Raw genomic sequence first — 19,848 nt, 5'->3', positions numbered from 1 at the left:
TATTACTCACGCAAAAGCTAATTATACAACCGCGAGCCGAAATTACACTTTATGGCAAAAACGATAAACAAAACGAACTTGGAAGTGGCCTATCAAGCAGCGCGATTGGCTTTAGGGTTCGTTATGAGTTTACCCGCCAGTTTGCTCCCTATGTTGGCGTTGAGTGGACAAATAAATTTGGTAATACAGCCGACTTTGCGAAGTTAAATGGGCAAAGTACTCGTGATACTGCATTTGTTGCTGGTATCAAGTTTTGGCTTTAATGCGAAGAAATAACTACATTGATTTAATGAGAGCTACCGCAATTATATTGATGGTAGCTTTTCATTTTGTCTGGGATTTAAACTATTTTGGTTATATTAGAACAGACATACCTAACGGCTTTTTCTGGAAAGAGCTAAGAGCAATAATTGTAAGTTTGTTCTTGTTTTCTGTTGGTGCCAGTCTGGTTTATTCCTATCAAGGTGGTATATCAGCGAAGAAATTAGCTTGGCGAACGGTTAAGATATCTAGTGCTGCGTTACTAGTGACTTTATCCTCACTATTTACCTTGCCAGAACATTGGATTTACTTTGGTATTTTACACTTCATAGCAGTTGCAACACTTCTATTAGTTTGGTTGGTGGGGAAACCTAAACTTGCTTTGCTGCTATCTTTATTTATTTTTAGCGCATACATAGCGATAGAAATACCGTGGAATTGGCCTTTTAGCTATATTGAACAATATATTTCAAAACATCCTAGTGACTTGGTTACTCTTTTTCCTTGGTTGGCTTTGCCCTTGCTCGGTATCTGGGCTGCAAATTTCCGAATCTTTCGTCTGGCTCCCGCCAATCAACATGCGATAAACCCTTATTTGACATTGCTTAGTCAACACTCTTTACTGATTTATTTACTTCACCAACCTTTGCTTTTTGCTGGCTTTAGCGCTATCGAATGGATCAATTGAATATGAAAGTCCTCTATTTCGGAAATAATCTCTTTTCAAACTGTTTAACATTTATGGTTAACCAAGGCTTTAGTGTTGAAGCTGTTTATATTAATGATGTAGAGGAAAACGCAAGTATCGTTAAACGAATTTGTGGCATACATAAGATAATGACACATTCTTTAAGACCGACTAAAGAAGAACTTGATGAATATATAAAATCTGGAGTAACTCTTTTTGTCGTTGCTGACTATGGATATAGACTGCCCATAACAGATATAAAATATGCCTTTAATATTCATCCCTCACTTTTACCTAAAGGTAGAGGCCCTACGCCATTAACTTACATTGTGGATCTACCAGAATTTGCAGGTGTAAGCATACACAAAGTCACATATATGCTTGATGGCGGAGATATCTTACTCCAAGAACAATTTGAAGTAGGACAAAATGAATCCATTTCCTCCTTAATGGTGAAGTCAAGCTTACTTGCGGAATCTTTACTGCAAACCTTGTTAAATGATCTCGAAACTATCTATGAGAGTGCTACGCCACAACAAAAACGATTAGCTACTTATTGGAAGCAACCTAGTATAGAAAGGAGAATCATGTCGTGGCTCAATGATACTCAACAATTTAGGCAAGCAATACGTCAATATGGGCATTTTGGCATCTTAATAACAATTTATGAAGAGCTTTTTATTGTCAGCCAATTAGAGGTGGCCGATTTCAAACATGACTACAAGCTAGGCAGCATAATTTTTGAAGACCAAGCGCTGATTAGCGTGGCTATCAATGGTGGCTTTGCTGTTGTTTTTAAAAGTTCTATGGTGCTAGTAAACTCAGCAGTACTAGAGTAATTCGTATATTAAAAGTGTGTATAAAATGTTTTGAAGCAGACTTTAAGGGCTAGGTTAGAACGTAGGTTTTAGTTCAAACTTTGATCAAGATCATAAAATTATTTTTATAAAGTGGCTAATATTGTAGGTGATAAATAAGGAATTAAAATGTTTGGACTTTTCAAGTGGTTTAAAATAGTGATGATAACTGTGTTGCTTACGCAGCACGGATTTACCGTTGCCAAACCAATGAATTGTGAAGAACACCATAATGGCTCATCCGATACGCATATTATGCAACCAAGCAAAGATATACATCATCAAACAAAGGATAGCAATAGTCACCATCACGCTGAAAATTCACAAGATGCTAAGCACAATCATGCTGATGAGGAATGTGAAAAATGTAAAGCTGGTGATTGTCTTTGCTGCGAAGGTGGTTTTTGTGCAAGCTTTCATTTAAATGCCTATCTTGTGCAAGTGGAAGAAGAAAGTAGCAACAATAGTAACTTAGACTTAATTATTCAACGGATACCCCCGCCAGCCTCTGGCATCCATCTCTTACCTTATCGTCCACCAATTATTGGCTAATCACGGGAACAGTGCGTCTTTTTTTCGCCACTCCCATCAAAATAGAATGATTTTTTCATTGGTTTAAATAACCAATTGTTTTGAACGATTAGTACGATATTTGGAAAGGCATTATGAAAATGCTCAAGTTATTGCCATTTACAGTAATTAATACTGTCGATTTTGGCCGAGATTCCTCTTTTTACCAAAAATTAGTTTTTAGCTTTTGCATTATTAATCACGAATAATCACTTGACCTGTGTCTTAGACACAGGTCTAAGCTGTAGGTGAGATTACAAACTTAGGTGAAGAACTAAGGAGTGAACATGAAAGTTGCAGAGCTGGCAAAAAGCCTTGGAACGACTGCTGATACGGTGCGCTATTACTCGCGATTGGGACTGTTAAAACCTGCCAAGTCAGTGAACGGCTACAAGTCATACTCGAATAAAGAAGTATCGAGACTTAAATTCATTTTAAGTGCCAGAAACCTTGGTTTTTCCGTTGCAGATATCAAGGAAATTATTAATGAATCTGAAGATGGTAAAAGTGCGTGCCCATTAGTCAGAAGCCTGATCAAAGAGCGGCTTGAAGAAACAGAAAAACAGTTTCAAGCAATGTTGGCACTTCGAGGAAAAATGTCTTCTGCGCTTTCTCAATGGGAAGAAATGGAAGACAAAGCACCGACTGCAAACATGGTTTGTCATCTCATCGAAAATTTTGAGCAAATTAAAAAAACATAGGAGGAAAAAGGGTGGCTACTAACACAAATATAAAAACCGAATCAGGCTGTTGTTGTCAGGCAAAAGCTCAATCCTCTTCGTGCAAAAGTAAGGAGAACACGTTGGAAAAAATATCACAAAGCCAACAACTCATCATTGAAGGTGCTGGATGCGCCAGTTGTGTTGGCAAAATTGAAGGGGCGTTAAAGGCAACTCTTGGTGTAGTCAGTGCAGAAATGAATTTTGCTGATAGGACTGTAACAGTTTCTGGGACAGCTAAGACAGAAGAATTGGTCAAAGCTGTTGAGTCAGTGGGGTATAACGCGAAGCCAATTGATGATAGCTCAGCAACAGATGCGCTTGACGAGAAAGAGGCGGCTGATTGGGCATATTATAAGAAGCTAATGCGCGATACGTTTATTGCCCTTTCACTCGGCGTTCCTTTGATGATCTACAGCATTGTAGTTGGAGAAATGACGGTTGAAACAAACCTTGAACGAATTTCTTGGTTGGTTGTAGGCATTTTAACTTTTGGTGTTATGTATTTTTCAGGCAAGCATTTTTATGTAGGAGCATGGAAGAGCTTTAAAAACCACTCCGCTAATATGGACACTCTAATAGCTTTAGGAACAAGTACAGCTTGGTTGTATTCGATGGTTGTCGTGTTTGCACCTGACGCTGTTCCATTGATGGCACGGCATGTTTATTTTGAAGCTACCGCCATGATCATTGGCTTAATTGATTTAGGTTTAGCATTAGAAATCAAAGCCAGAGGTAAAACCTCTGAGGCCATTAAACGTCTTATCGGCTTGCAAGCCAAAACAGCAACCGTGGTTCGTGACAACAAAGAAGTTCAGATAGGTATTGAGCAGGTTTTATTTAACGATATTGTGAAGGTAAAACCGGGTGAAAAAATTCCCGTCGATGGCGTGGTATTGGAAGGACACACCTCTATTGATGAGTCCATGCTGACAGGCGAACCTATGCCTGCTGAAAAAGCTGAAGAAGATGAGGTTGTCGCAGGTACTTTGAACAAATCAGGCATGATTTTATTTAGAGCCACACGCGTTGGTAAAGACACGGCGCTTGCACAGATCATCAATATGGTGAAACGAGCACAAAATTCAAAACCGCCGATTGGCCGTTTGGCCGATGTTATTTCAGCTTTTTTCGTGCCTGTCGTGATGATCACCTCTGTGTTAAGTGCGCTAGCATGGCTTAACTTTGGACCTGAGCCAGCCATTGCTTTTGCCATCGTTTCAGCAACTACTGTGCTTATTATTGCCTGCCCGTGTGCTTTAGGCTTGGCAACACCCATGTCTGTCATGGTGGGAGTAGGAAAAGCAGCAGAAGCCGGAGTGCTTATTCGCAACGGTGAGGCACTGCAAACCGCCTCTAAAATCACTGCCATGATTTTAGATAAAACGGGCACTATTACTGAAGGGGCACCTAAGGTAACCGATATTATTTTAGCAAAAGCTACTGACGAAAAAGACGTACTACAGCTTGCAGCAAGTTTAGAAAGCGGCTCAGAGCATCCTTTAGCGCAAGCGATTGTTGAAAGTGCGTTAGATCAGGATATTGAGTTACTAAAAATTGAAGCCTTTAACGCCATTACGGGTTTTGGTGTAGAAGCAAGCTGCAACAACAAAGCCCTGCTTTTCGGAAACGATAAACTAATGAAGTTAAAAGGCATAGACCTCACAGGCTTTGTTGAACAAGCACAGTCTTTAGCCAAAGAAGCCAAAACACCTATGTACTTTGCTGTAGATGGTGAACTTGCAGCAATCATTGCTGTTGCAGATCCTATCAAGTCAGACTCAATCTCTGCTATCAAACGGCTTCAGGCTAATGGTATACGCGTCATCATGTTAACGGGTGATAACAAGGAAACCTCTGCCGCCGTAGCTAAAAAAGCGGGTATTAGTGAGTTTCTTGCTGAAGTGCTGCCAGAAGATAAAGCCAACAAGGTGAAAGAGCTACAAGAAGGCGGCGAAATTGTTGGTATGACAGGAGATGGCATCAACGATGCTCCTGCGCTAGCGTTAGCCGATGTTGGCTTCGCCATAGGCACAGGGACTGATGTAGCTATCGAAAGTGCTGACATTACCCTAATGCGTGGTTCACTTCATGGCCTTGCTGATGCCATAGCGGTTAGCAAAGCTACTTTACGAAATATCAAACAAAACTTGTTTGGCGCGTTTGTCTATAACGTAGCCGGGATTCCTTTTGCTGCGGGGGTTCTATATCCCTTCTTTGGCATTCTGCTTAGCCCTGTAATTGCAGGTGCTGCAATGGCGTTTTCGTCATTGACTGTAGTGTCAAATGCAAATCGACTTCGCTTTTTTAAAGCAAAAGAGCATTAAGGAGAATCACAATGATGGTTATTAACTTATTAGGCTTAATGTTAATCGCGCTGATTGTTTGGTGGTTTTGGCTATATAAACCCAATAAAACAATCGTTCAAGGTAATGAAGTACTCATTGAAGTGAGGGGTGGCGTGTATTCCCCATCCTCAATTCAGGTGTCTGCTAGCCAACCTGTCACTCTGAAGTTTATGCGCAAAGATCAATCCCCCTGCGCTGAAATAATGCTTATTCCTTCATTGGATATAAGCGAACAGCTTAAATTAAATGAAATTACTCAAATTACCCTATTGAACTTATCACCGGGAGAGCATGAGTTTCACTGTCAGATGCAAATGTATCGCGGTGTCTTAAAAGTCGTTTAGGAGGGCAATATGAAAAATCAACACCCTAATTTTTGGTCAACACCTACAGGCTGGGCTGCACTGGCACTTATTGCCGCAGTGACCTACTTCTTAGTGCTTGAGCATGGTCAACATATGCTGCAATTTCTTCCCTACTTGATTTTATTGCTATGCCCCTTGATGCACGTATTTATGCATGGCAGTCATGGTAAACATGGTCACGATCATTCACATGCGCCTGATGAAAAAAAGGAAGAGAGCTTTCAAGAACTCACGGATAAAAATGCAGCCTATCGCGATGGCTACATACAAGGGTTAGAAAAGGCACGTAAGGAATCACATAAAAAGGAGAGCAGTGATGAATGAAACATATGATTATGGCTTATGGTCAATGGTGATACTGAACTCAGCAATTTTTATCTTTTTTGCCTTTAGTTTTGTCAAACCAAAAACATCAACTGATTGGAGAAGTCTAAGCGCGTTCTCTGCCTTTATTGTTGCCCTATTTACTGAAATGTATGGCTTTCCTTTAACTATCTATTTTCTGTCGGGGTGGCTGACGGAGACCTATCCAGAAGTAAATTTCTTTGCGCATGAAAATGGGCATTTATTACATACTTTCTTTGGATTTCAAGGTGATGCCCATTGGGACCCATTTCATATAGTGAGTATGGTGTTAATTGTTGCAGGTTTCTTTATGTTGTCTTCAGCATGGAATGTATTGCATCACGCGCAAAAACATCATCAATTGGCTACAACTGGATGGTATGCAAGGTGTCGCCACCCACAGTATGTAGCTTTCATTCTAATCATGTTCGGCTTTTTATTGCAGTGGCCGACAATCCCAACACTTGCGATGTTTCCGATCTTAGTCGTTGTTTACGTCAAGCTAGCGAAACGCGAAGAAGCACAAGCGATTGCTGAGTTTGGTTCGGAGTACCACAGGTATATGGAATCGACACCAAGTTGGATCCCAAATTTTAATAAAAGTGTAGAAGGTAAAAATCATGAAAACGTTAACTAAATCAATTTTATTTATTAGTTCACTACTGATAACTACTAGCTCATTTGCCCAAAACAATGAGCATAAACATGAAGGTGCGAACAAAGCTGATATGCATCAAGGCATGGCAATACCACATGAGAACATGGGAGAAATGCACAAAAAGATGATGGAAATGAAAAAGGAAGTCCATGCCATTAAAACTGAAAAAGATCCTGAAAAGCAACAGCAGATGATGGTTGAACATCACCGTTCAATGATGAAGATGATGCAATCCATGCATAAAAACATGGAAGAAATGCCAATGCATCAACAAATCAAGATGGCTGAACATCATTTAGAAATGATGGGGAACATGATGCCGCAGATGAACCGCAAAATGGAAAAAATGAAAGATAGCAATCAACAGCATTCACACAAACATTAGGAGAAAAATCATGAGCGATTTAAATCATAGAGTTGGCGTTAGAGAGCAAAATTTAGTTGTTCGAAATCTAAAGCTTAGCAATGTCACAGAAGAAAGCTGTGACGAGTTAGTAAAAGAAATAGATCAGCTTTTTGGTATAGATGAAGTTAGTTACAACATCAAAGAAGGTGAAATACACCTTGCCTATGATGCCGCAAACGTAAGCCTTGATGGGATTGAGGAGGTAATCCGTAAGTATGGCGCAGATGTTCATGATGATTGGTGGACACATACTAAAGAAAGTTACTATAAATTTGTTGATCAGAACATCAAAGATAACTCTGTTCATAAGCCTTGGAGTTGTCATCAAGCACCTTCGGGGGCTGGCCGGAAAAACAAATGAATTCATAAAAAAGTGTATAGATAATTAGTTAGTCAAATGAGGTAACAGTGATGAAAACACCCTATATAAAAGCTCTTTTATTGCTTACATTCGGTTTATATTTAGTGGGTTGTTCCAATACCACTTCTTATCATAAATACATGATGAGAGGTCAGGTAGTAGAAAGTTCTGATAATCGAACTCTAATCTGTATTGGTGCTAAGCATGGCGCAGAGGTTGGGCAAAAATACAGTGTTATTAGATTCCATGAAAGAATAGTATTGAGTGAAGGTGAAGATCCCTACACTATCGAAAAGGTAGGAACGGTACAAATTACTAAAATTGTGAATGATCATTTCGCAACTGTAAAGCTAGTGTCTGGTGACATTGCAGCGAAAGATATGGTGGAACTTGAAAACTAATAAAGTGGTGGCGAAAGCCACCACAAGAGCATAACAATAAAACTTAATGAAAAAACTTTAGTGTTATTTTGTACAACCTTTGAGATTGTTTGCTCAGTTCTGGTTATCTTGATGCCAGTACGACAGAAAAAATGTTACATATGAATTAGAAAGGTGTGGGCTGGCATCCTAGGTCTAATCTTAACAGTTAAGGGGCCGCCGAATAGAGCTATACCTTTACATCAGCAGCATAATCAATGCTCCCGCGATCATAAATAAGTTTTCAGATAGTGATACAAATCCAAGTGGCACACTGCTATCGCCGCCTACACAGGCACACTTTAACTGGCGTTTGTCGATGTAAACGGCTTTGAAAACTGAAATTGCTCCAACTGTGCCGATAAACAATGAAAATGGTGCCACTGCGAGAGGCTGTAGTTGGGCAACCATACCAATACCTGCATATGCTTCAATGAAGGGATAAATATAACCATATCTTATCCATCTCATCGCTAGTAAATCATAAGTAATAAACGAATTTGTGAAACTGTATAGGTCTTTCAGTTTTTGCACCGCTAAGAGCGTCATTGAAAAAGCTATAAATAGCATCAGTGTTCTGATGGAGATAAATGAGCCGGAAGCAAAATGTTGAGATGCGACAGCAAGAAGTGCAGCTATCGAGAAAATGGCTACAACGGGCGTGTAGGTTGTGCCAGTTTGACCTGCTTCATCTTTACCAAAATACTCTCTTAAGTCATCGTATCCTCCGACACGCTTTCCTTCAATAAAGGTTTGTGGCGTAGTTTTGACATCATGCTTAGCTTTGAAGTCATCAGCTTGTTGTCTAGACGTGAGCTTATGATCTTCTACATCATACCCTTGCCTCTCCAGCAAATCTTTCGACCTTAAACCATAGGGGCAGATATGTTCGTCAGTGACCATTCTGTACAGGGTAGCTGTCTTAGTCATCTTAGTCTCCTTTGTTCAGTGTGCCTTCAAACTTTGGGAGCGGTCGTTGCTCAGCCTGAGCTTGTGAGCTGACCTTTCCATTTTCAGAAATATCTTTAATCAGCCATTCCATTTCTTTTATTTCTTTTCGTTGGGCTTTAATAATACCATTTGCCAATTCACGCACGCGTACATCCTCCAAAGTTGAATGCTCACTAGTAAGAATAGCAATGGAGTGATGAGGAATCATCGCTTTCATGTAGGCACTGTCAGAAATTGTGCTTTGAGAGCGAACAAGATAAAGACATATGGCAAACAGTATTGTCGCCAATAGAAAAATAGCCATGTTGAGCTTCTTGTTACTGTACATGCCAAGCATAAAGGCCAGCATGATCATTGCCATACCTGCTCCCATATACAACGCCATATAGATACGCGTTTCACTAAACCATATATGTGATACTGCGTAAGTGTTGAGATACATCATTACAAACATAGCAATGGTTGAGGTGATGATCATTGCAGCAAATCTTGAGTATTTCATAAGTAATCCTTACATTGATAGTGTAAATATTTCCCACTGTTAGCCTATTATTCTCTACATGTGGTCATGTTCTCGAAAAAGTGCAAGTAATGAGCCAGTATCAATAAGAGTATTTGTAATACGATTGACTCAATTTCAGCTTATATCTAGAGTTTAAGTTTTGAACTTATGATAGACACAGGCTAAATTGGCTTTAGTTAACAATCTAATGGGAGAACTCAAAGCACTACAAGCTGAGCTTCAACAAATGGCAAATATTATATCAATTCGGGGGTGATTTTGGATGAGAGCCAAAACTTAACGGCATCTCAGCTTAAAACTATTATTACCCGTTGTGGCGAGGGAACAAAACTAATTTGTAGCGGTAATTTAGCGCAAATAGATAGTAACTACTTAACCCCCGTTACCTCCGGCCTTACTTATATTGTTGAGCGTTTTAAAGACTTTGAAGGCAGTGCAACAGTTAATTTAAACGGGGTAGTGCGCAGCCGTTTAGCCTCCTTTGCAGAAGAAAATTTATAACTTGCGCAGAACAATTTGGCTCGATAGTCTAGTGGCTGACTATCGGGCTAAAACTTAGGCAAAACGTTGAAATTTTTACCTCTAAAAGACTATTACCGCTCTTTATTTGTAGCATTATTTGTTCCCTTATTTGTGGCATTTTTACTGTGTTTGCACTTGTATAATATAAAAGTTGAGCGCGCCATAGAAAAACGTCAAGCCGATTTTGAGCAAGTGTCGGCTCAAGTTAGCCATATAATGAGCTCGGTAAATGACTTTTTTGACAATGCCTTTATATCGTATCAGCAGCCTAGTGTTGAGCAGTTCAATCGCAACTTACTAGAAGGTATTAATCAATACGACAATTACTACTACCGCCACTTTAGCAAGCGCCAAGGCGAAATAGTCGGTAAAGGGCAGTTTGCTTTTTCTAACCGCGCGTTGATCCAATGGCAGCAAGCTACAACCCTAAGCCCAACGTTTAATACCGCGTTATCGCTTATGCAATCGTTGTCGGCTGTTGCCTATGTTGATGATTCGGGGTTTGCCTATGTGGTAAGGCGTAATAAAAGCCAAAGCACTATGCTTAATAAAATTTTAAATGGTAATTTTAAGCCCACATTTATACCTGGCCAGCTTACCTCAAGCGCCATTGTTAAAATACGCGATAGCGCTTATTTTGCTATTGGCCGTAAAAAACAACCTAATTCGTCAGACTACATCATTTTAATATACGATTTAGAGGCCATGTCTAGCTGGCTTAAAAAGGTGGCACCAAGCGAAGGCGAATATGTGTTTATGAACCAGTCGCATCAAGTGATAGCCAGCTCTGTTAAACAGTTAAATGAAGCAACAGCCTTAAAAGATTATTGGCCTGAATTAGCCCATGACAATGAAAAAATAAACTTAGTCAATAACACAAATGCGCAGTTTTTTATGCAAGCAATGGGGAACCTGCCCATTCATGCCGCCTTTTATGAGCCGCAAATAAAAGTGATCACGCCAATTAGGTATGAGGTTCTTTTAGAGTTTGCGTTTTTAACGTTATTTTTAAGCTTAATGTTTGCGGTATTTTTTTGGTTAAGCCAACGTATTTTTGTTAGGCCAATGACTCATTTAATGCAATACTTTGAACAAAATGAAGCCCCTAAAGCCGCGCTTTCTAATTACCCCATTCCTTTAAATTGGCAGCCTTGGTTTTCTCGCGTTAAATATGTATTTGATAAAAATGCACAGTTAGTTGAGTCGCTCCAAGAAGCTAATAAAGAACTTGATGAGCAGTTACAGCTGCAATCTCAAAAGCTAAAACGCAGCTACGAAGCAAAAGAGCGACACCTAGCGCTATTAAATACAATGCTAAATAGTGTGCCTGATCTTATTTACTTTAAAAATATTGATGGCTCTTTTTTAGGTTGTAATAAAGCATTTGAAGCCTATGTAGGCAAAGAGCAAGCCATCCTAGTCGGTAAGCGTATTGAAGATTTAGACAGCGACGATTTACAGTTAAGCCTACTAGAAAAGCAAGTTTTACAAACCAAAAGTAGCATTGAGCAACGCATAGATAGCACCGACAAATCGTATCAATTAACGATTGCCCCATTTTATAACGAGCACCAGCACTTATTAGGCACTATGGGAATTGGGCGAGACATTACTGAGCAGCAGCAAACTCTATCAGCGTTAAAAGCGTCAGAATCTAAATTTAGAAGTGCAATAGAGTTTGCAGCAAACAGTGTGGTGTTACTTTCGCTTGAGCACACCATATTACAAGTTAACAAAGCGGCTCGTAAGTTATTTTCACAGCAAGATATTTTAACTGGTGAGCCACTAAAAATGCTGTTTGATGAGGCGCAGTGGCAAGAAATAAAAAATGCGCTTTGTCACTTATTAGATGATAAAAAACGGGTTTATCATTTAACGCTCTCACAAGGAAAACTAACAAGTTGGCTGCAGCTGAGTGTGTCGCTGGTGTGGGATGAAAACCGTGATCCCTCTTATTATGTTATTCATATTCAAGATGTAAGTGCGCTGACTAAAGCTAAGCATGACGCAGAACGCGCAACAATAGCTAAAAGCCGCTTTATTGCTAATCTAAGCCATGAGATCCGCACCCCTCTTAACGCTGTGTTAGGGCTGTTAGATATGATAGTAGAGCAAGGCTTAAAAAATAAGCAGCTGCAACAAACTAAGCAAGCTAAAAACGCAGCTCAAAGCTTGTTGCTGATGCTAAACAGAATGCTCGATTTTGCCCGTGTAGAAAGTGCGCAAGCGCAAATAAAACCGGTGCCTTTTTGCTTAGTTGAACTGATTGATATTTGCGAGAGCTTAACAGCGCCATTGTGCCAAAACAAAGGGTTAAGCTTTAATATTGAAATAGATCCACTCATTAACCCCGCGCTGGTGGGGGATTCAATACGTTTGCAACAAATATTAGGTAACTTACTTACCAATGCCGTTAAGTTTACTAATAAAGGCAGTATTACCTTAAAAATGGTGCTTGAAGAAAATGACCTTTTAGATCAGCAACGTATTTGTTTTCACGTAATAGACAGTGGTGTAGGTATTGCTAAGGCTGACCAACGACGACTGTTTGATGCTTTTACTCAAGGCGATGAATCTTCTACGCGTATTCACCAAGGGGTCGGGCTTGGACTTGCTATAGTTAAACATGGTGTAGCCTTAATGGGCGGCGAAATTGCAATTAATAGCGACAAAGGCCGTGGATGTGAGTTTTTCTTTACTCTAGCGCTTGCGGTAGATACGGCTAAAAATAGTGCATTTATACCTAATACATTAGCCATTGTCAGCGATGACACTGTACAGCTAAATGAAGTGGTTAATGCCTACTCACAAGTGGTAGCTATTGATTTAGAAGAGGCGCTTCGCTACCCAATAAAGCTTGCTGATGCACAGCAACTGATTATTGATGAAACCACATTGAACGATTTATTAAAGGTTGAATCTATACACGAAACGCTCAGCGGCAACTCATCCACTGTGGTTGTGGTGAATCACGAACACACTTTAGCATTGCCTTGTACTACGCAAATTAACGCACAACATGTTAAAGCTACGGCGTTAGCTCAGCGCTTGATTAGCTTAAATGCTAATGCGGGGGCGGAGCCACCAAAAGCCGCTGAAAATAATGAAGAAGTAAAAAAAGATATATCGGGTCTACTTATCATGGCGGTTGATGATAACCCGCTTAATTTAGATATTATTAGTAGTGTGCTAAAACAGGCCCATATAAATGTAATAACGGTTACCAATGCGCCAGATGCAATAGAGCTGCTACAAATATTAAAGCCAGATTTAATTTTGATGGACGTGCAAATGCCGCATATTGATGGTTGCCAAGCAACGCAATTGATTCGCCAACAGTTTGACGCGCGCCAGCTGCCTATTTTTGCTTTAACAGCACATTGTGAACCTGCAGATGTTGAGCGCTCACTTAGTAGCGGCATGAATAAGCATTTGACTAAACCTGTGGTTGCAGCTGTGCTGTTAGATGCAATTAGAGACGTAGACTTTATAAAACCTAAGTTTTATGACCAAAGCTTTGCGCTCACCCAGTTTAATTTTGATGAAAATTTACTGGCAACCATGGTCGGAAAGTTTGCGAAGCTGTGTGAAACGCAGTTAGAACAAATTGAAGAAAACACCCAGCGAGATGAAGTGGTACGCTTAGTGCATAGCATTAAAGGCGTGGCGGGTAACTTAGGTTTTATTAGGCTTTCATTGTGTGCAAAACAATGTGAAACGCACCTTAAAACAACTAACGAGCCGCTTCAGCACACTTTAAAAGAGCTAATCATTCAGCTAAAGCAAGTGATTATATTTATTGAAACCTTAGGGGGACGGGATGTCGAAAAAAGCTAAAATACTGATTGTGGATGATGATCCCCTTAACCGGCTGGTGCTTGAAAAAACACTGGGCACGGAGCATGACGTATTTTTAGTCGAAAGCGGCGAAAAAGCGCTCACCTTTATTAAATCTAATCAGGTCGATTTAATTATTTTAGATGTGGTGATGCCAGGCATTGATGGTTATGAAGTGCTTGTACAGCTTAAAGAAAACCCTATTACTCAGTCTATTCCTATTGTGTTTATATCGGCTAATAATAGCCACACCGATGAAGCAAAAGGCCTTGAGTTAGGTGCAATGGATTACATCACTAAACCCTTTAATGCGTCTATAGTCAAAGTGAGGGTACGCAACCAATTACTGATCAAGCAAAAAAATGATTTGTTAGAAATGCTTGCCTCAATTGATGGTTTAACGGAAATACCCAACAGGCGTTATTTAGATGAAAACCTCTCTCGTGAATGGCGCAGAAGTAAACGTAATGGCTCGTGTTTGTCTGTTTTATTAATGGATATAGATCACTTTAAGCGTTACAACGATTGCTATGGCCACCGAGCGGGGGATGAGTGTTTAAAGCAGGTTGCCCAGGCGTTAGCAGCGCAATGTGAGCGTAGTACTGACTTTATTGCCCGCTACGGGGGGGAAGAGTTTGCTGCGGTATTACCCGATGTTAATAAACAACAGGCATTAGCATTTGCCCAAAAGTTAAGAAAAGCAGTAAACAGCCTCAATATAGAGCACAAAGCTTCGTTAAATGCAGATCACATAACAATCAGTATTGGCATTGCCAGTATGGAAAACGGCAATGCAAGTGCCGAACAAGCCTTACTCGAACAAGCTGACCTAGGGCTATATGCCGCAAAAGATGCAGGGCGAGATCAGGTGGTTGCGCTTAACTTATAATGTGGCTGTGTTTATATTAAAGCGTTATTTAAATCGGCCCCACACGTTAATGTTATTACCAAGTAGGGCTGCTTTACGCTACTAGCGATTATTTTGTGATCATGCCCAGTGCGCTTTCACCAATACCCACCAATTTATCATTTTTAAATACCAATGGCGTGCATTCATCTTTTGTTGTTTTGCCATCAGAGTGAATGCTGTTAGTCACGTAAAACAGTACCTGATACACATCATCGTCTTTTTTCAATAGCTCGGTAAAGTTTGGCGTTTTTAATTGCGCTAAAACAGATTGGTAGCTGCTATCCATTGTTAAATCTGCAATCGCTTCGCGGTTTTTTTTATGCTGATGTTGCCAGCTTGATGAGTCGTTACCTGCCCAGTGCGTTTCTGCTTCGCCATCTGATACGGCAATAACACAGCCTGTTAAAAACGGAGCAATAAGTGCAGCAGCTAAAAGTGATTTTTTCATTGTTATAGTCCTTGATGAGTTTTAATTTAATTATTTACTTATCAGGAGCAAGTAATAGGCCAATATAACAAAGTTATAAAATTCATAGGGTTAGATTGTGATGGCTGTTTTTAAGTGATTAATTATAAAAATCATTAGCAAAAACAGCCACTTTTTAGGTTTTTTAACGATTAAGCTAGCCTGCGTTTATTTAGCATAGCGAAAACACGTTACAGCTATTTACTAAATAGGATGAGCGACTTTGAGGCAGGTAAAACCTAGCCTCAATGCGCTAATTATTATTGCAAATTGCTATTATACCAAGCGGTTACGAGACTCGCCGTTAGTAAAGGCTGCAATATTTAGACTTACCTCATTAATTAAGCGCACGATAGACTCTGTGCTGGCCCATGCAATGTGAGGTGTAAGAAGCAAGTTTTCGCCTGTGTAATTAGCTAGCGGGTTAGAAGGCTCTGCCGGCTCTTTAGTAAGTACATCCACTCCCGCACCGGCAATTAAATTTTGCTCTAGGGCTGTGGCTAAGTCGGCTTCATTTATAATGCCACCACGGGCGGTATTGATAATAATACTGCTGGGTTTCATCATTTTTAGCTCATCTAACGAAATTAAATCACGTGTTTCATCAGTAAGCGGGCAGTGCACGCTAATTATATCAGCGGTTTTTAATACTTCTTCAAAAGGTGTACGGCCTTCTCTACAAGAGGCGCCTTTACGCTCTGCAACCACTACATTGGCTCCAAAAGCTTGCGCTACTGTCGCCACACCTTTACCTAGCGTTCCGCCACCTATAATGGCAAATGTTTTACCTTGTAAATCATTAAAGCTGTAATCTAATCTGCAAAACATCTCACTTTTTTGCCAAGCGCCTTGCTGGCAGTCGCGCTGGTAGCGGTGTGTATTACCTAATAAATTAGTCACTAACGAAAACGTGTGCTGTACAACCGAAGGGGTTGAGTAGCCTGCTACGTTGGTAACGGCAATACCAAATTCTTCAGCGGCGTTTAAATCAACATTATTAGTGCCTGTTGCACTTACACAAATAAGCTTAAGCGTTTTAAGTTGGCTTATCGTATCGCGATTTAGCACAACCTTGTTGGTAATAAGGACGTCCGCGCCTTGGCTGTGAGCAACAACTTGCTCAGGTGACGTAAGTTCGTAAGTAGTTAGCTCACCTAGTTCTTCAATGCAAGTTAACGAGGTTTTAGCTAAAGTAGCGTTATCGAGAATGGTGATTTTCATTGTGTGTCCTATCTAAATGCGTACCGTAAAATGGCAAGAGCGTTTAAGGTACTACGAATACACACCTTTGTTAATGCTATTACTACCAAATGCTTAGTACAAAAAGTCAGGTTGCTGATAAAAGTTTAAATTGGCTGGTCTGCCCACTCAAATATAAATAACATGATATTTTAGCGGGCTATATCGCTGGGGCCTGTTTATCAATTGAGGTTGAACTCACTTTCCTGTGAAAGGTCAACAAGCCTTATTAACGTTGATAAAACTAAAAAACAATGCACCAACCCCTTTTTGTGTGGTCATAGACTGAAATGGCTCGCAAATAAGCATAACCAAATGGCTATTTCTTATTTAAGAGTGGCTGAGTTATAATCAAAATTATATATAAACGGTACGTTTTGCGTGCCGTTTTTTTAACATTGTAGATGCAGTAATGAGTGAATTAGAAGATAAGTACGCAGACATAAGACCTTACAACGACGATGAAGTTGCGGCCTCGCTAGCGCGTTTAATTAACGATAATGCGTTTATAGATGTAATAGCAAAGTACAACTTACCGCGCTTTATATCCGCTATGCCTTTTATTGCTCGTACACTGGTGAGAAGCCAGTTACGAAAAAAATGGGGTAAATTTACGAGCGTTGAAGATGTACAAAACGAAGTTGCAAAGTATTTAGATAAACTTATAAAACGCACTACCTCAAAAGTTACCTTTTCGGGTTTAGACAAATTAGACCCGCAGCAGGCGTATTTATTTATATCAAACCACCGCGACATAGTGCTGGACCCTGCACTTGTTAATTGGGGTTTGTATCAATATAAAATGAAGACGGTGCGTATAGCAATTGGTGATAACTTATTGCAAATACCGTATATAACCGAGCTGATGCGTTTAAATAAAAGCTTTATCGTTAAGCGCTCAGCCAAAGCACCTAAAGAGATGCTTAAGGCGCTTACGCAGTTGTCGTCGTATATTTATGACTCGTTAACAGCAGGAAATTCTATTTGGATTGCGCAAAAAGAAGGGCGTGCAAAAGACGGCTTTGATCAAACAGATCCGGCGCTTTTAAAAATGCTGCAACTTAATGGTCGTAAACAAAAGAAAGAATTTGGCGAGTACATTAAAGAGTTAAAAATTGTTCCGGTGTCTATTTCTTATCAGTATGAGCCTTGTGCAATTTCTAAAGCAAAAGAGCTTTATCATAAACAGCAGCACGGTGAATACGTAAAATCAGCAGGCGAAGACATAGCAAGTATTGTTGAAGGATTTAGCTCTGCTAAAGGGCATGTGCATTTAGCATTTGGACAACCGGTTGAAAGCGGTTGCGATGATGCTGATGAGCTGGCGCAAACAATTGATAAGCACATTGTTGAGTCTTTTTACTTACACCCAGGAAATTACATTGCCGGTGGGTGCAAGCAAGCAGTTATTGATGAGCCCGATACCGCCACTTTTGAGCAGCGTTTAGCCTTAGTGCCAGAAGAGCTAAAGCCACTTGTTTTAGCTATGTATGCAAAGCCATTTCAACGCAAAACTGAAATCACAAACAAAGTATGTGAGCAAAGCCATTAGGCATCTGCGTTGGCAAATAGCGTAATAAAGCAGCGTAAACGCTGCTTTTTTTTTGTGCATAAATAACGCTATACTCATACAAAGCAATTAATCTACTTAGGGGGTGCAATGCAACAAATTGAAATATTTGATATTCCAAGCCCCTGTAAAAGTATTTGCCAAGTAAACAACCGAGGTTATTGCAAAGGCTGCTACCGAAGCCGGGATGAGCGTTTTAATTGGAATGCGTTAAGCAATGCGCAAAAAAAGAAAGTACTTAGCTTATGCCAGCAACGTTACAAACGGTATTTACAAAAGCGCCAAGCTGCGCAATCACAAGCCACTTTAGATAAACAACAAGGCTTTGAATTTTAAACCTTGTTGTACATGCTAGAGTTTTAAATTGTATTTTGCGCGCAATGCGCGGCTAGTGCCGTTATCGTGTAGTTTATTTAAAGCATTCAATAATTTACTTACCAAAGCCGCGTGCTTTTTATGTACATAGTGATAGAGCGAAAACGTACTTAGCAGCTGGGTTTGCATACAGGTCTCTGGCAGGGAAAAGTTATCGGCTTTAAGCACAAAGTCGAGCATAATTGCCCCATCAACTTTATGCTGGGCTAGTAAGTTAAGTTGGGTCGTAATATTTTTTACTTCAATAATATTGCCGTTAAACTTATGCTCATTTAAGTAATGGTGCTGAACTGGATAGCCTGATAAAACCGCAATACTATCGAGCTTATCGAGTGTATTGGGTTGGCAGTTTTTAAACAGTAAAAGCTTATAGTCAAACAGTGGGTAGTTAATTCTGATCAGGTTTTTATTGTCCGCCTCTATACTTATATCGCGGCCAAGTTGGCCATCTAATACCCCATTATTGGCTGCTAATAAGGCATTTTGGCGATTAAAATCAATTATGTGTACTTCATAATTAAGTTCTTTATAGGCTAATGTGAGTAAAGCGAGCGCATAGCTTGCTTGAGCTGAGTCGGCCGGGCGGTTAAATATAACGCTATTGTGATTGGCGAGTGTAATTTTACTAAAAAATAAAACGACTAATAAAAACAAAGCATTGAGCTGTATCTGCAAGGTTACTTCCGTTTAAAATGAGGACAGGGCAAATGAACGCAGCGAATAATACCAAAATAGTCTGGTTTTTGCCCATGTTTGTTGCTTTTTAAACAGTAAATGGTTTCAAATATACGTATAATAAATGCGGATAACTAACCGTACTTAGGAGTGGTTGTGAGTTTTAATTTATGTGCTTTACCCCGAGAGCAAAAATACCAGATTCAATTAGATTACGAAGCCTCATTTTGGGCTTATCAAATTAAACGTAATAAAAAGACACGTGAGCAAGTTTATAACACGATTCATAGCCGCCCAGTGGCAGAGCAAACGTTTTTAAAGCAACAGTTTGAGCAGTATTTGGCGTTAATGCTAAGCTAATATATGTACACAGTACAAAAGTTAGACACACTTAAGATTCCTTTAGTTAATAAGTTTTATGCACTGTATAGCGTAAGAGGACGTGCTAATAAGCAAGATCAGGTTTGGGTTGTTTACAGTGAAATGCAGATAGTTGCGGCGTGTCGAATACAAAATAAACACGACTTTTTATTTTTATCGACCGTATTTGTTGCCCCGCAGCACCGTGCGAAAGGGCTGGCAAAGCAACTTGTATGCGCCGCTATAAAACAGCAAAGCATGCCGCTTTACACCTTTGCTTATAAAAATATTACAGCTTTATATACGAGTCTTGGTTTTAACCAAGTATTAACATATACTCCTGGTTTAAAAGCACTTTTTGATATTTATACGCATCGAAATATAGTCGCTCTCGAATACTTATAACAAAAACAACGGATCAAG

At 39.8% G+C, this 19,848-nt stretch carries 24 protein-coding genes; 19 read left to right on the top strand and 5 right to left on the bottom strand.

What is annotated here, in order from left to right:
- The 12 genes from PSH48_RS16610 to PSH48_RS16555 all read left to right on the top strand — a co-directional run.
- Positions 1-263: copper resistance protein B (locus PSH48_RS16610; RefSeq protein WP_273611897.1), on the top strand; the 263-nt coding region annotated here is incomplete at its 5' end.
- Positions 263-949 (top strand): heparan-alpha-glucosaminide N-acetyltransferase, encoded by a 687-nt coding sequence (locus tag PSH48_RS16605; protein ID WP_138611682.1) that lies wholly within the window; start codon positions 263-265, stop codon positions 947-949. The genes PSH48_RS16610 and PSH48_RS16605, both read left to right, overlap by 1 nt.
- Positions 937-1,788 carry a formyltransferase family protein gene (locus PSH48_RS16600; RefSeq protein WP_249364203.1) on the top strand — a complete coding sequence of 284 codons (852 nt, stop codon included), beginning with the start codon at positions 937-939 and terminating at the stop codon, positions 1,786-1,788. The genes PSH48_RS16605 and PSH48_RS16600 overlap by 13 nt, the downstream gene beginning before the upstream one ends.
- A gap of 147 nt (positions 1,789-1,935) precedes the next feature.
- On the top strand, positions 1,936-2,358 hold the full coding sequence (locus tag PSH48_RS16595; protein WP_273587777.1) for a hypothetical protein: 423 nt from the start codon (positions 1,936-1,938) through the stop codon (positions 2,356-2,358).
- 305 nt (positions 2,359-2,663) lie between these two features.
- Complete coding sequence (locus tag PSH48_RS16590) at positions 2,664-3,077, top strand: MerR family transcriptional regulator (protein WP_273587776.1); 414 nt, start codon at positions 2,664-2,666, stop codon at positions 3,075-3,077.
- Between the two features lie 101 nt (positions 3,078-3,178).
- The gene (locus PSH48_RS16585) at positions 3,179-5,422 is read left to right on the top strand and encodes a heavy metal translocating P-type ATPase (protein WP_273587775.1); all 2,244 of its coding nucleotides are present in this window, start codon (positions 3,179-3,181) and stop codon (positions 5,420-5,422) included.
- Between the two features lie 11 nt (positions 5,423-5,433).
- Positions 5,434-5,787, top strand: a complete 354-nt coding sequence (locus PSH48_RS16580; RefSeq protein ID WP_273587774.1) for a cupredoxin domain-containing protein — start codon at positions 5,434-5,436, stop codon at positions 5,785-5,787.
- 9 nt (positions 5,788-5,796) lie between these two features.
- Entirely contained in the window at positions 5,797-6,132 is a 336-nt protein-coding gene (locus PSH48_RS16575) for a DUF2933 domain-containing protein (protein ID WP_008467859.1), read from the top strand.
- Positions 6,125-6,790 carry a methyltransferase family protein gene (locus PSH48_RS16570; protein WP_008467861.1) on the top strand — a complete coding sequence of 222 codons (666 nt, stop codon included), beginning with the start codon at positions 6,125-6,127 and terminating at the stop codon, positions 6,788-6,790. Before PSH48_RS16575 ends, PSH48_RS16570 begins: the two co-directional genes overlap by 8 nt.
- A complete protein-coding gene (locus tag PSH48_RS16565) occupies positions 6,774-7,196 on the top strand; it encodes a hypothetical protein (RefSeq protein WP_273587773.1) in 423 nt (140 codons plus the stop codon). Before PSH48_RS16570 ends, PSH48_RS16565 begins: the two co-directional genes overlap by 17 nt.
- Positions 7,197-7,206: 10 nt before the next feature.
- On the top strand, positions 7,207-7,578 hold the full coding sequence (locus PSH48_RS16560) for a cation transporter (protein WP_273587772.1): 372 nt from the start codon (positions 7,207-7,209) through the stop codon (positions 7,576-7,578).
- 50 nt (positions 7,579-7,628) lie between these two features.
- The gene (locus PSH48_RS16555; RefSeq protein WP_248534681.1) at positions 7,629-7,979 is read left to right on the top strand and encodes a hypothetical protein; all 351 of its coding nucleotides are present in this window, start codon (positions 7,629-7,631) and stop codon (positions 7,977-7,979) included.
- A gap of 216 nt (positions 7,980-8,195) precedes the next feature.
- Here the strand turns inward: PSH48_RS16555 and PSH48_RS16550 are convergent, their stop codons facing one another.
- Together PSH48_RS16550 and PSH48_RS16545 are read right to left on the bottom strand one after the other, a co-directional pair.
- Positions 8,196-8,927, bottom strand: a complete 732-nt coding sequence (locus PSH48_RS16550) for a MauE/DoxX family redox-associated membrane protein (protein ID WP_008109669.1) — start codon at positions 8,925-8,927, stop codon at positions 8,196-8,198.
- Position 8,928: 1 nt separating this feature from the next.
- Positions 8,929-9,450 carry a DUF305 domain-containing protein gene (locus PSH48_RS16545; RefSeq protein ID WP_138611346.1) on the bottom strand — a complete coding sequence of 174 codons (522 nt, stop codon included), beginning with the start codon at positions 9,448-9,450 and terminating at the stop codon, positions 8,929-8,931.
- A gap of 261 nt (positions 9,451-9,711) precedes the next feature.
- Between PSH48_RS16545 and PSH48_RS16540 the strand changes: the two genes are divergently transcribed.
- From PSH48_RS16540 to PSH48_RS16530, 3 genes are all read left to right on the top strand, one after another.
- A complete protein-coding gene (locus tag PSH48_RS16540; protein WP_082874002.1) occupies positions 9,712-9,972 on the top strand; it encodes a PhoH family protein in 261 nt (86 codons plus the stop codon).
- Between the two features lie 66 nt (positions 9,973-10,038).
- On the top strand, positions 10,039-13,830 hold the full coding sequence (locus PSH48_RS16535; RefSeq protein ID WP_273611896.1) for a PAS domain-containing hybrid sensor histidine kinase/response regulator: 3,792 nt from the start codon (positions 10,039-10,041) through the stop codon (positions 13,828-13,830).
- Positions 13,814-14,719 carry a diguanylate cyclase gene (locus PSH48_RS16530; protein WP_024031527.1) on the top strand — a complete coding sequence of 302 codons (906 nt, stop codon included), beginning with the start codon at positions 13,814-13,816 and terminating at the stop codon, positions 14,717-14,719. The genes PSH48_RS16535 and PSH48_RS16530 overlap by 17 nt, the downstream gene beginning before the upstream one ends.
- Before the next feature lie 88 nt (positions 14,720-14,807).
- Here PSH48_RS16530 and PSH48_RS16525 read toward each other — a convergent pair whose 3' ends face one another.
- Together PSH48_RS16525 and PSH48_RS16520 are read right to left on the bottom strand one after the other, a co-directional pair.
- Positions 14,808-15,188 (bottom strand): DUF3192 domain-containing protein, encoded by a 381-nt coding sequence (locus tag PSH48_RS16525; RefSeq protein WP_004585870.1) that lies wholly within the window; start codon positions 15,186-15,188, stop codon positions 14,808-14,810.
- A gap of 294 nt (positions 15,189-15,482) precedes the next feature.
- Positions 15,483-16,427, bottom strand: coding sequence for a D-2-hydroxyacid dehydrogenase (locus PSH48_RS16520; protein WP_264390075.1), 945 nt, complete (start codon positions 16,425-16,427; stop codon positions 15,483-15,485).
- 430 nt (positions 16,428-16,857) lie between these two features.
- Between PSH48_RS16520 and PSH48_RS16515 the strand changes: the two genes are divergently transcribed.
- Both PSH48_RS16515 and PSH48_RS16510 read left to right on the top strand, forming a co-directional pair.
- Positions 16,858-17,997, top strand: coding sequence for a 1-acyl-sn-glycerol-3-phosphate acyltransferase (locus PSH48_RS16515; RefSeq protein ID WP_273588899.1), 1,140 nt, complete (start codon positions 16,858-16,860; stop codon positions 17,995-17,997).
- Between the two features lie 108 nt (positions 17,998-18,105).
- The gene (locus tag PSH48_RS16510) at positions 18,106-18,351 is read left to right on the top strand and encodes a DUF1289 domain-containing protein (protein ID WP_004586824.1); all 246 of its coding nucleotides are present in this window, start codon (positions 18,106-18,108) and stop codon (positions 18,349-18,351) included.
- A gap of 15 nt (positions 18,352-18,366) precedes the next feature.
- On the opposite strand, the gene PSH48_RS16505 is transcribed toward PSH48_RS16510, so the two are convergent.
- Complete coding sequence (locus PSH48_RS16505) at positions 18,367-19,065, bottom strand: substrate-binding periplasmic protein (RefSeq protein ID WP_024031530.1); 699 nt, start codon at positions 19,063-19,065, stop codon at positions 18,367-18,369.
- A gap of 156 nt (positions 19,066-19,221) precedes the next feature.
- Here PSH48_RS16505 and PSH48_RS16500 point away from each other — a divergent pair, with 156 nt between their 5' ends.
- Positions 19,222-19,425 carry a DUF3283 family protein gene (locus tag PSH48_RS16500; RefSeq protein WP_004586826.1) on the top strand — a complete coding sequence of 68 codons (204 nt, stop codon included), beginning with the start codon at positions 19,222-19,224 and terminating at the stop codon, positions 19,423-19,425.
- 3 nt (positions 19,426-19,428) lie between these two features.
- Positions 19,429-19,830: a GNAT family N-acetyltransferase gene (locus tag PSH48_RS16495; RefSeq protein WP_004586827.1), complete on the top strand. Its 402-nt coding sequence runs from the start codon at positions 19,429-19,431 to the stop codon at positions 19,828-19,830.
- Positions 19,831-19,848 lie beyond the last annotated feature (18 nt).

Origin of the sequence: Pseudoalteromonas sp. Angola-4, from assembly GCF_028599265.1 — a bacterium.
GTDB lineage: Bacteria > Pseudomonadota > Gammaproteobacteria > Enterobacterales > Alteromonadaceae > Pseudoalteromonas > Pseudoalteromonas atlantica.
Note: the sequence above shows the minus strand (reverse complement) of the source record. Positions and strands in the feature narration are given on the sequence as shown.

What these genes read in the sequence shown, in the direction of transcription:
- PSH48_RS16545 (WP_138611346.1), bottom strand. Translation starts at nt 9,450, where the DNA reads ATGAAATACTCAAGATTTGCTGCAATGATCATCACCTCAACCATTGCT.
- PSH48_RS16515 (WP_273588899.1), top strand. Translation starts at nt 16,858, where the DNA reads ATGAGTGAATTAGAAGATAAGTACGCAGACATAAGACCTTACAACGAC.
- PSH48_RS16525 (WP_004585870.1), bottom strand. Translation starts at nt 15,188, where the DNA reads ATGAAAAAATCACTTTTAGCTGCTGCACTTATTGCTCCGTTTTTAACA.
- PSH48_RS16600 (WP_249364203.1), top strand. Translation starts at nt 937, where the DNA reads ATGGATCAATTGAATATGAAAGTCCTCTATTTCGGAAATAATCTCTTT.
- PSH48_RS16595 (WP_273587777.1), top strand. Translation starts at nt 1,936, where the DNA reads ATGTTTGGACTTTTCAAGTGGTTTAAAATAGTGATGATAACTGTGTTG.
- PSH48_RS16605 (WP_138611682.1), top strand. Translation starts at nt 263, where the DNA reads ATGCGAAGAAATAACTACATTGATTTAATGAGAGCTACCGCAATTATA.
- PSH48_RS16550 (WP_008109669.1), bottom strand. Translation starts at nt 8,927, where the DNA reads ATGACTAAGACAGCTACCCTGTACAGAATGGTCACTGACGAACATATC.
- PSH48_RS16580 (WP_273587774.1), top strand. Translation starts at nt 5,434, where the DNA reads ATGATGGTTATTAACTTATTAGGCTTAATGTTAATCGCGCTGATTGTT.
- PSH48_RS16590 (WP_273587776.1), top strand. Translation starts at nt 2,664, where the DNA reads ATGAAAGTTGCAGAGCTGGCAAAAAGCCTTGGAACGACTGCTGATACG.
- PSH48_RS16510 (WP_004586824.1), top strand. Translation starts at nt 18,106, where the DNA reads ATGCAACAAATTGAAATATTTGATATTCCAAGCCCCTGTAAAAGTATT.
- PSH48_RS16495 (WP_004586827.1), top strand. Translation starts at nt 19,429, where the DNA reads ATGTACACAGTACAAAAGTTAGACACACTTAAGATTCCTTTAGTTAAT.
- PSH48_RS16570 (WP_008467861.1), top strand. Translation starts at nt 6,125, where the DNA reads ATGAATGAAACATATGATTATGGCTTATGGTCAATGGTGATACTGAAC.
- PSH48_RS16565 (WP_273587773.1), top strand. Translation starts at nt 6,774, where the DNA reads ATGAAAACGTTAACTAAATCAATTTTATTTATTAGTTCACTACTGATA.
- PSH48_RS16520 (WP_264390075.1), bottom strand. Translation starts at nt 16,427, where the DNA reads ATGAAAATCACCATTCTCGATAACGCTACTTTAGCTAAAACCTCGTTA.
- PSH48_RS16530 (WP_024031527.1), top strand. Translation starts at nt 13,814, where the DNA reads ATGTCGAAAAAAGCTAAAATACTGATTGTGGATGATGATCCCCTTAAC.
- PSH48_RS16560 (WP_273587772.1), top strand. Translation starts at nt 7,207, where the DNA reads ATGAGCGATTTAAATCATAGAGTTGGCGTTAGAGAGCAAAATTTAGTT.
- PSH48_RS16575 (WP_008467859.1), top strand. Translation starts at nt 5,797, where the DNA reads ATGAAAAATCAACACCCTAATTTTTGGTCAACACCTACAGGCTGGGCT.
- PSH48_RS16555 (WP_248534681.1), top strand. Translation starts at nt 7,629, where the DNA reads ATGAAAACACCCTATATAAAAGCTCTTTTATTGCTTACATTCGGTTTA.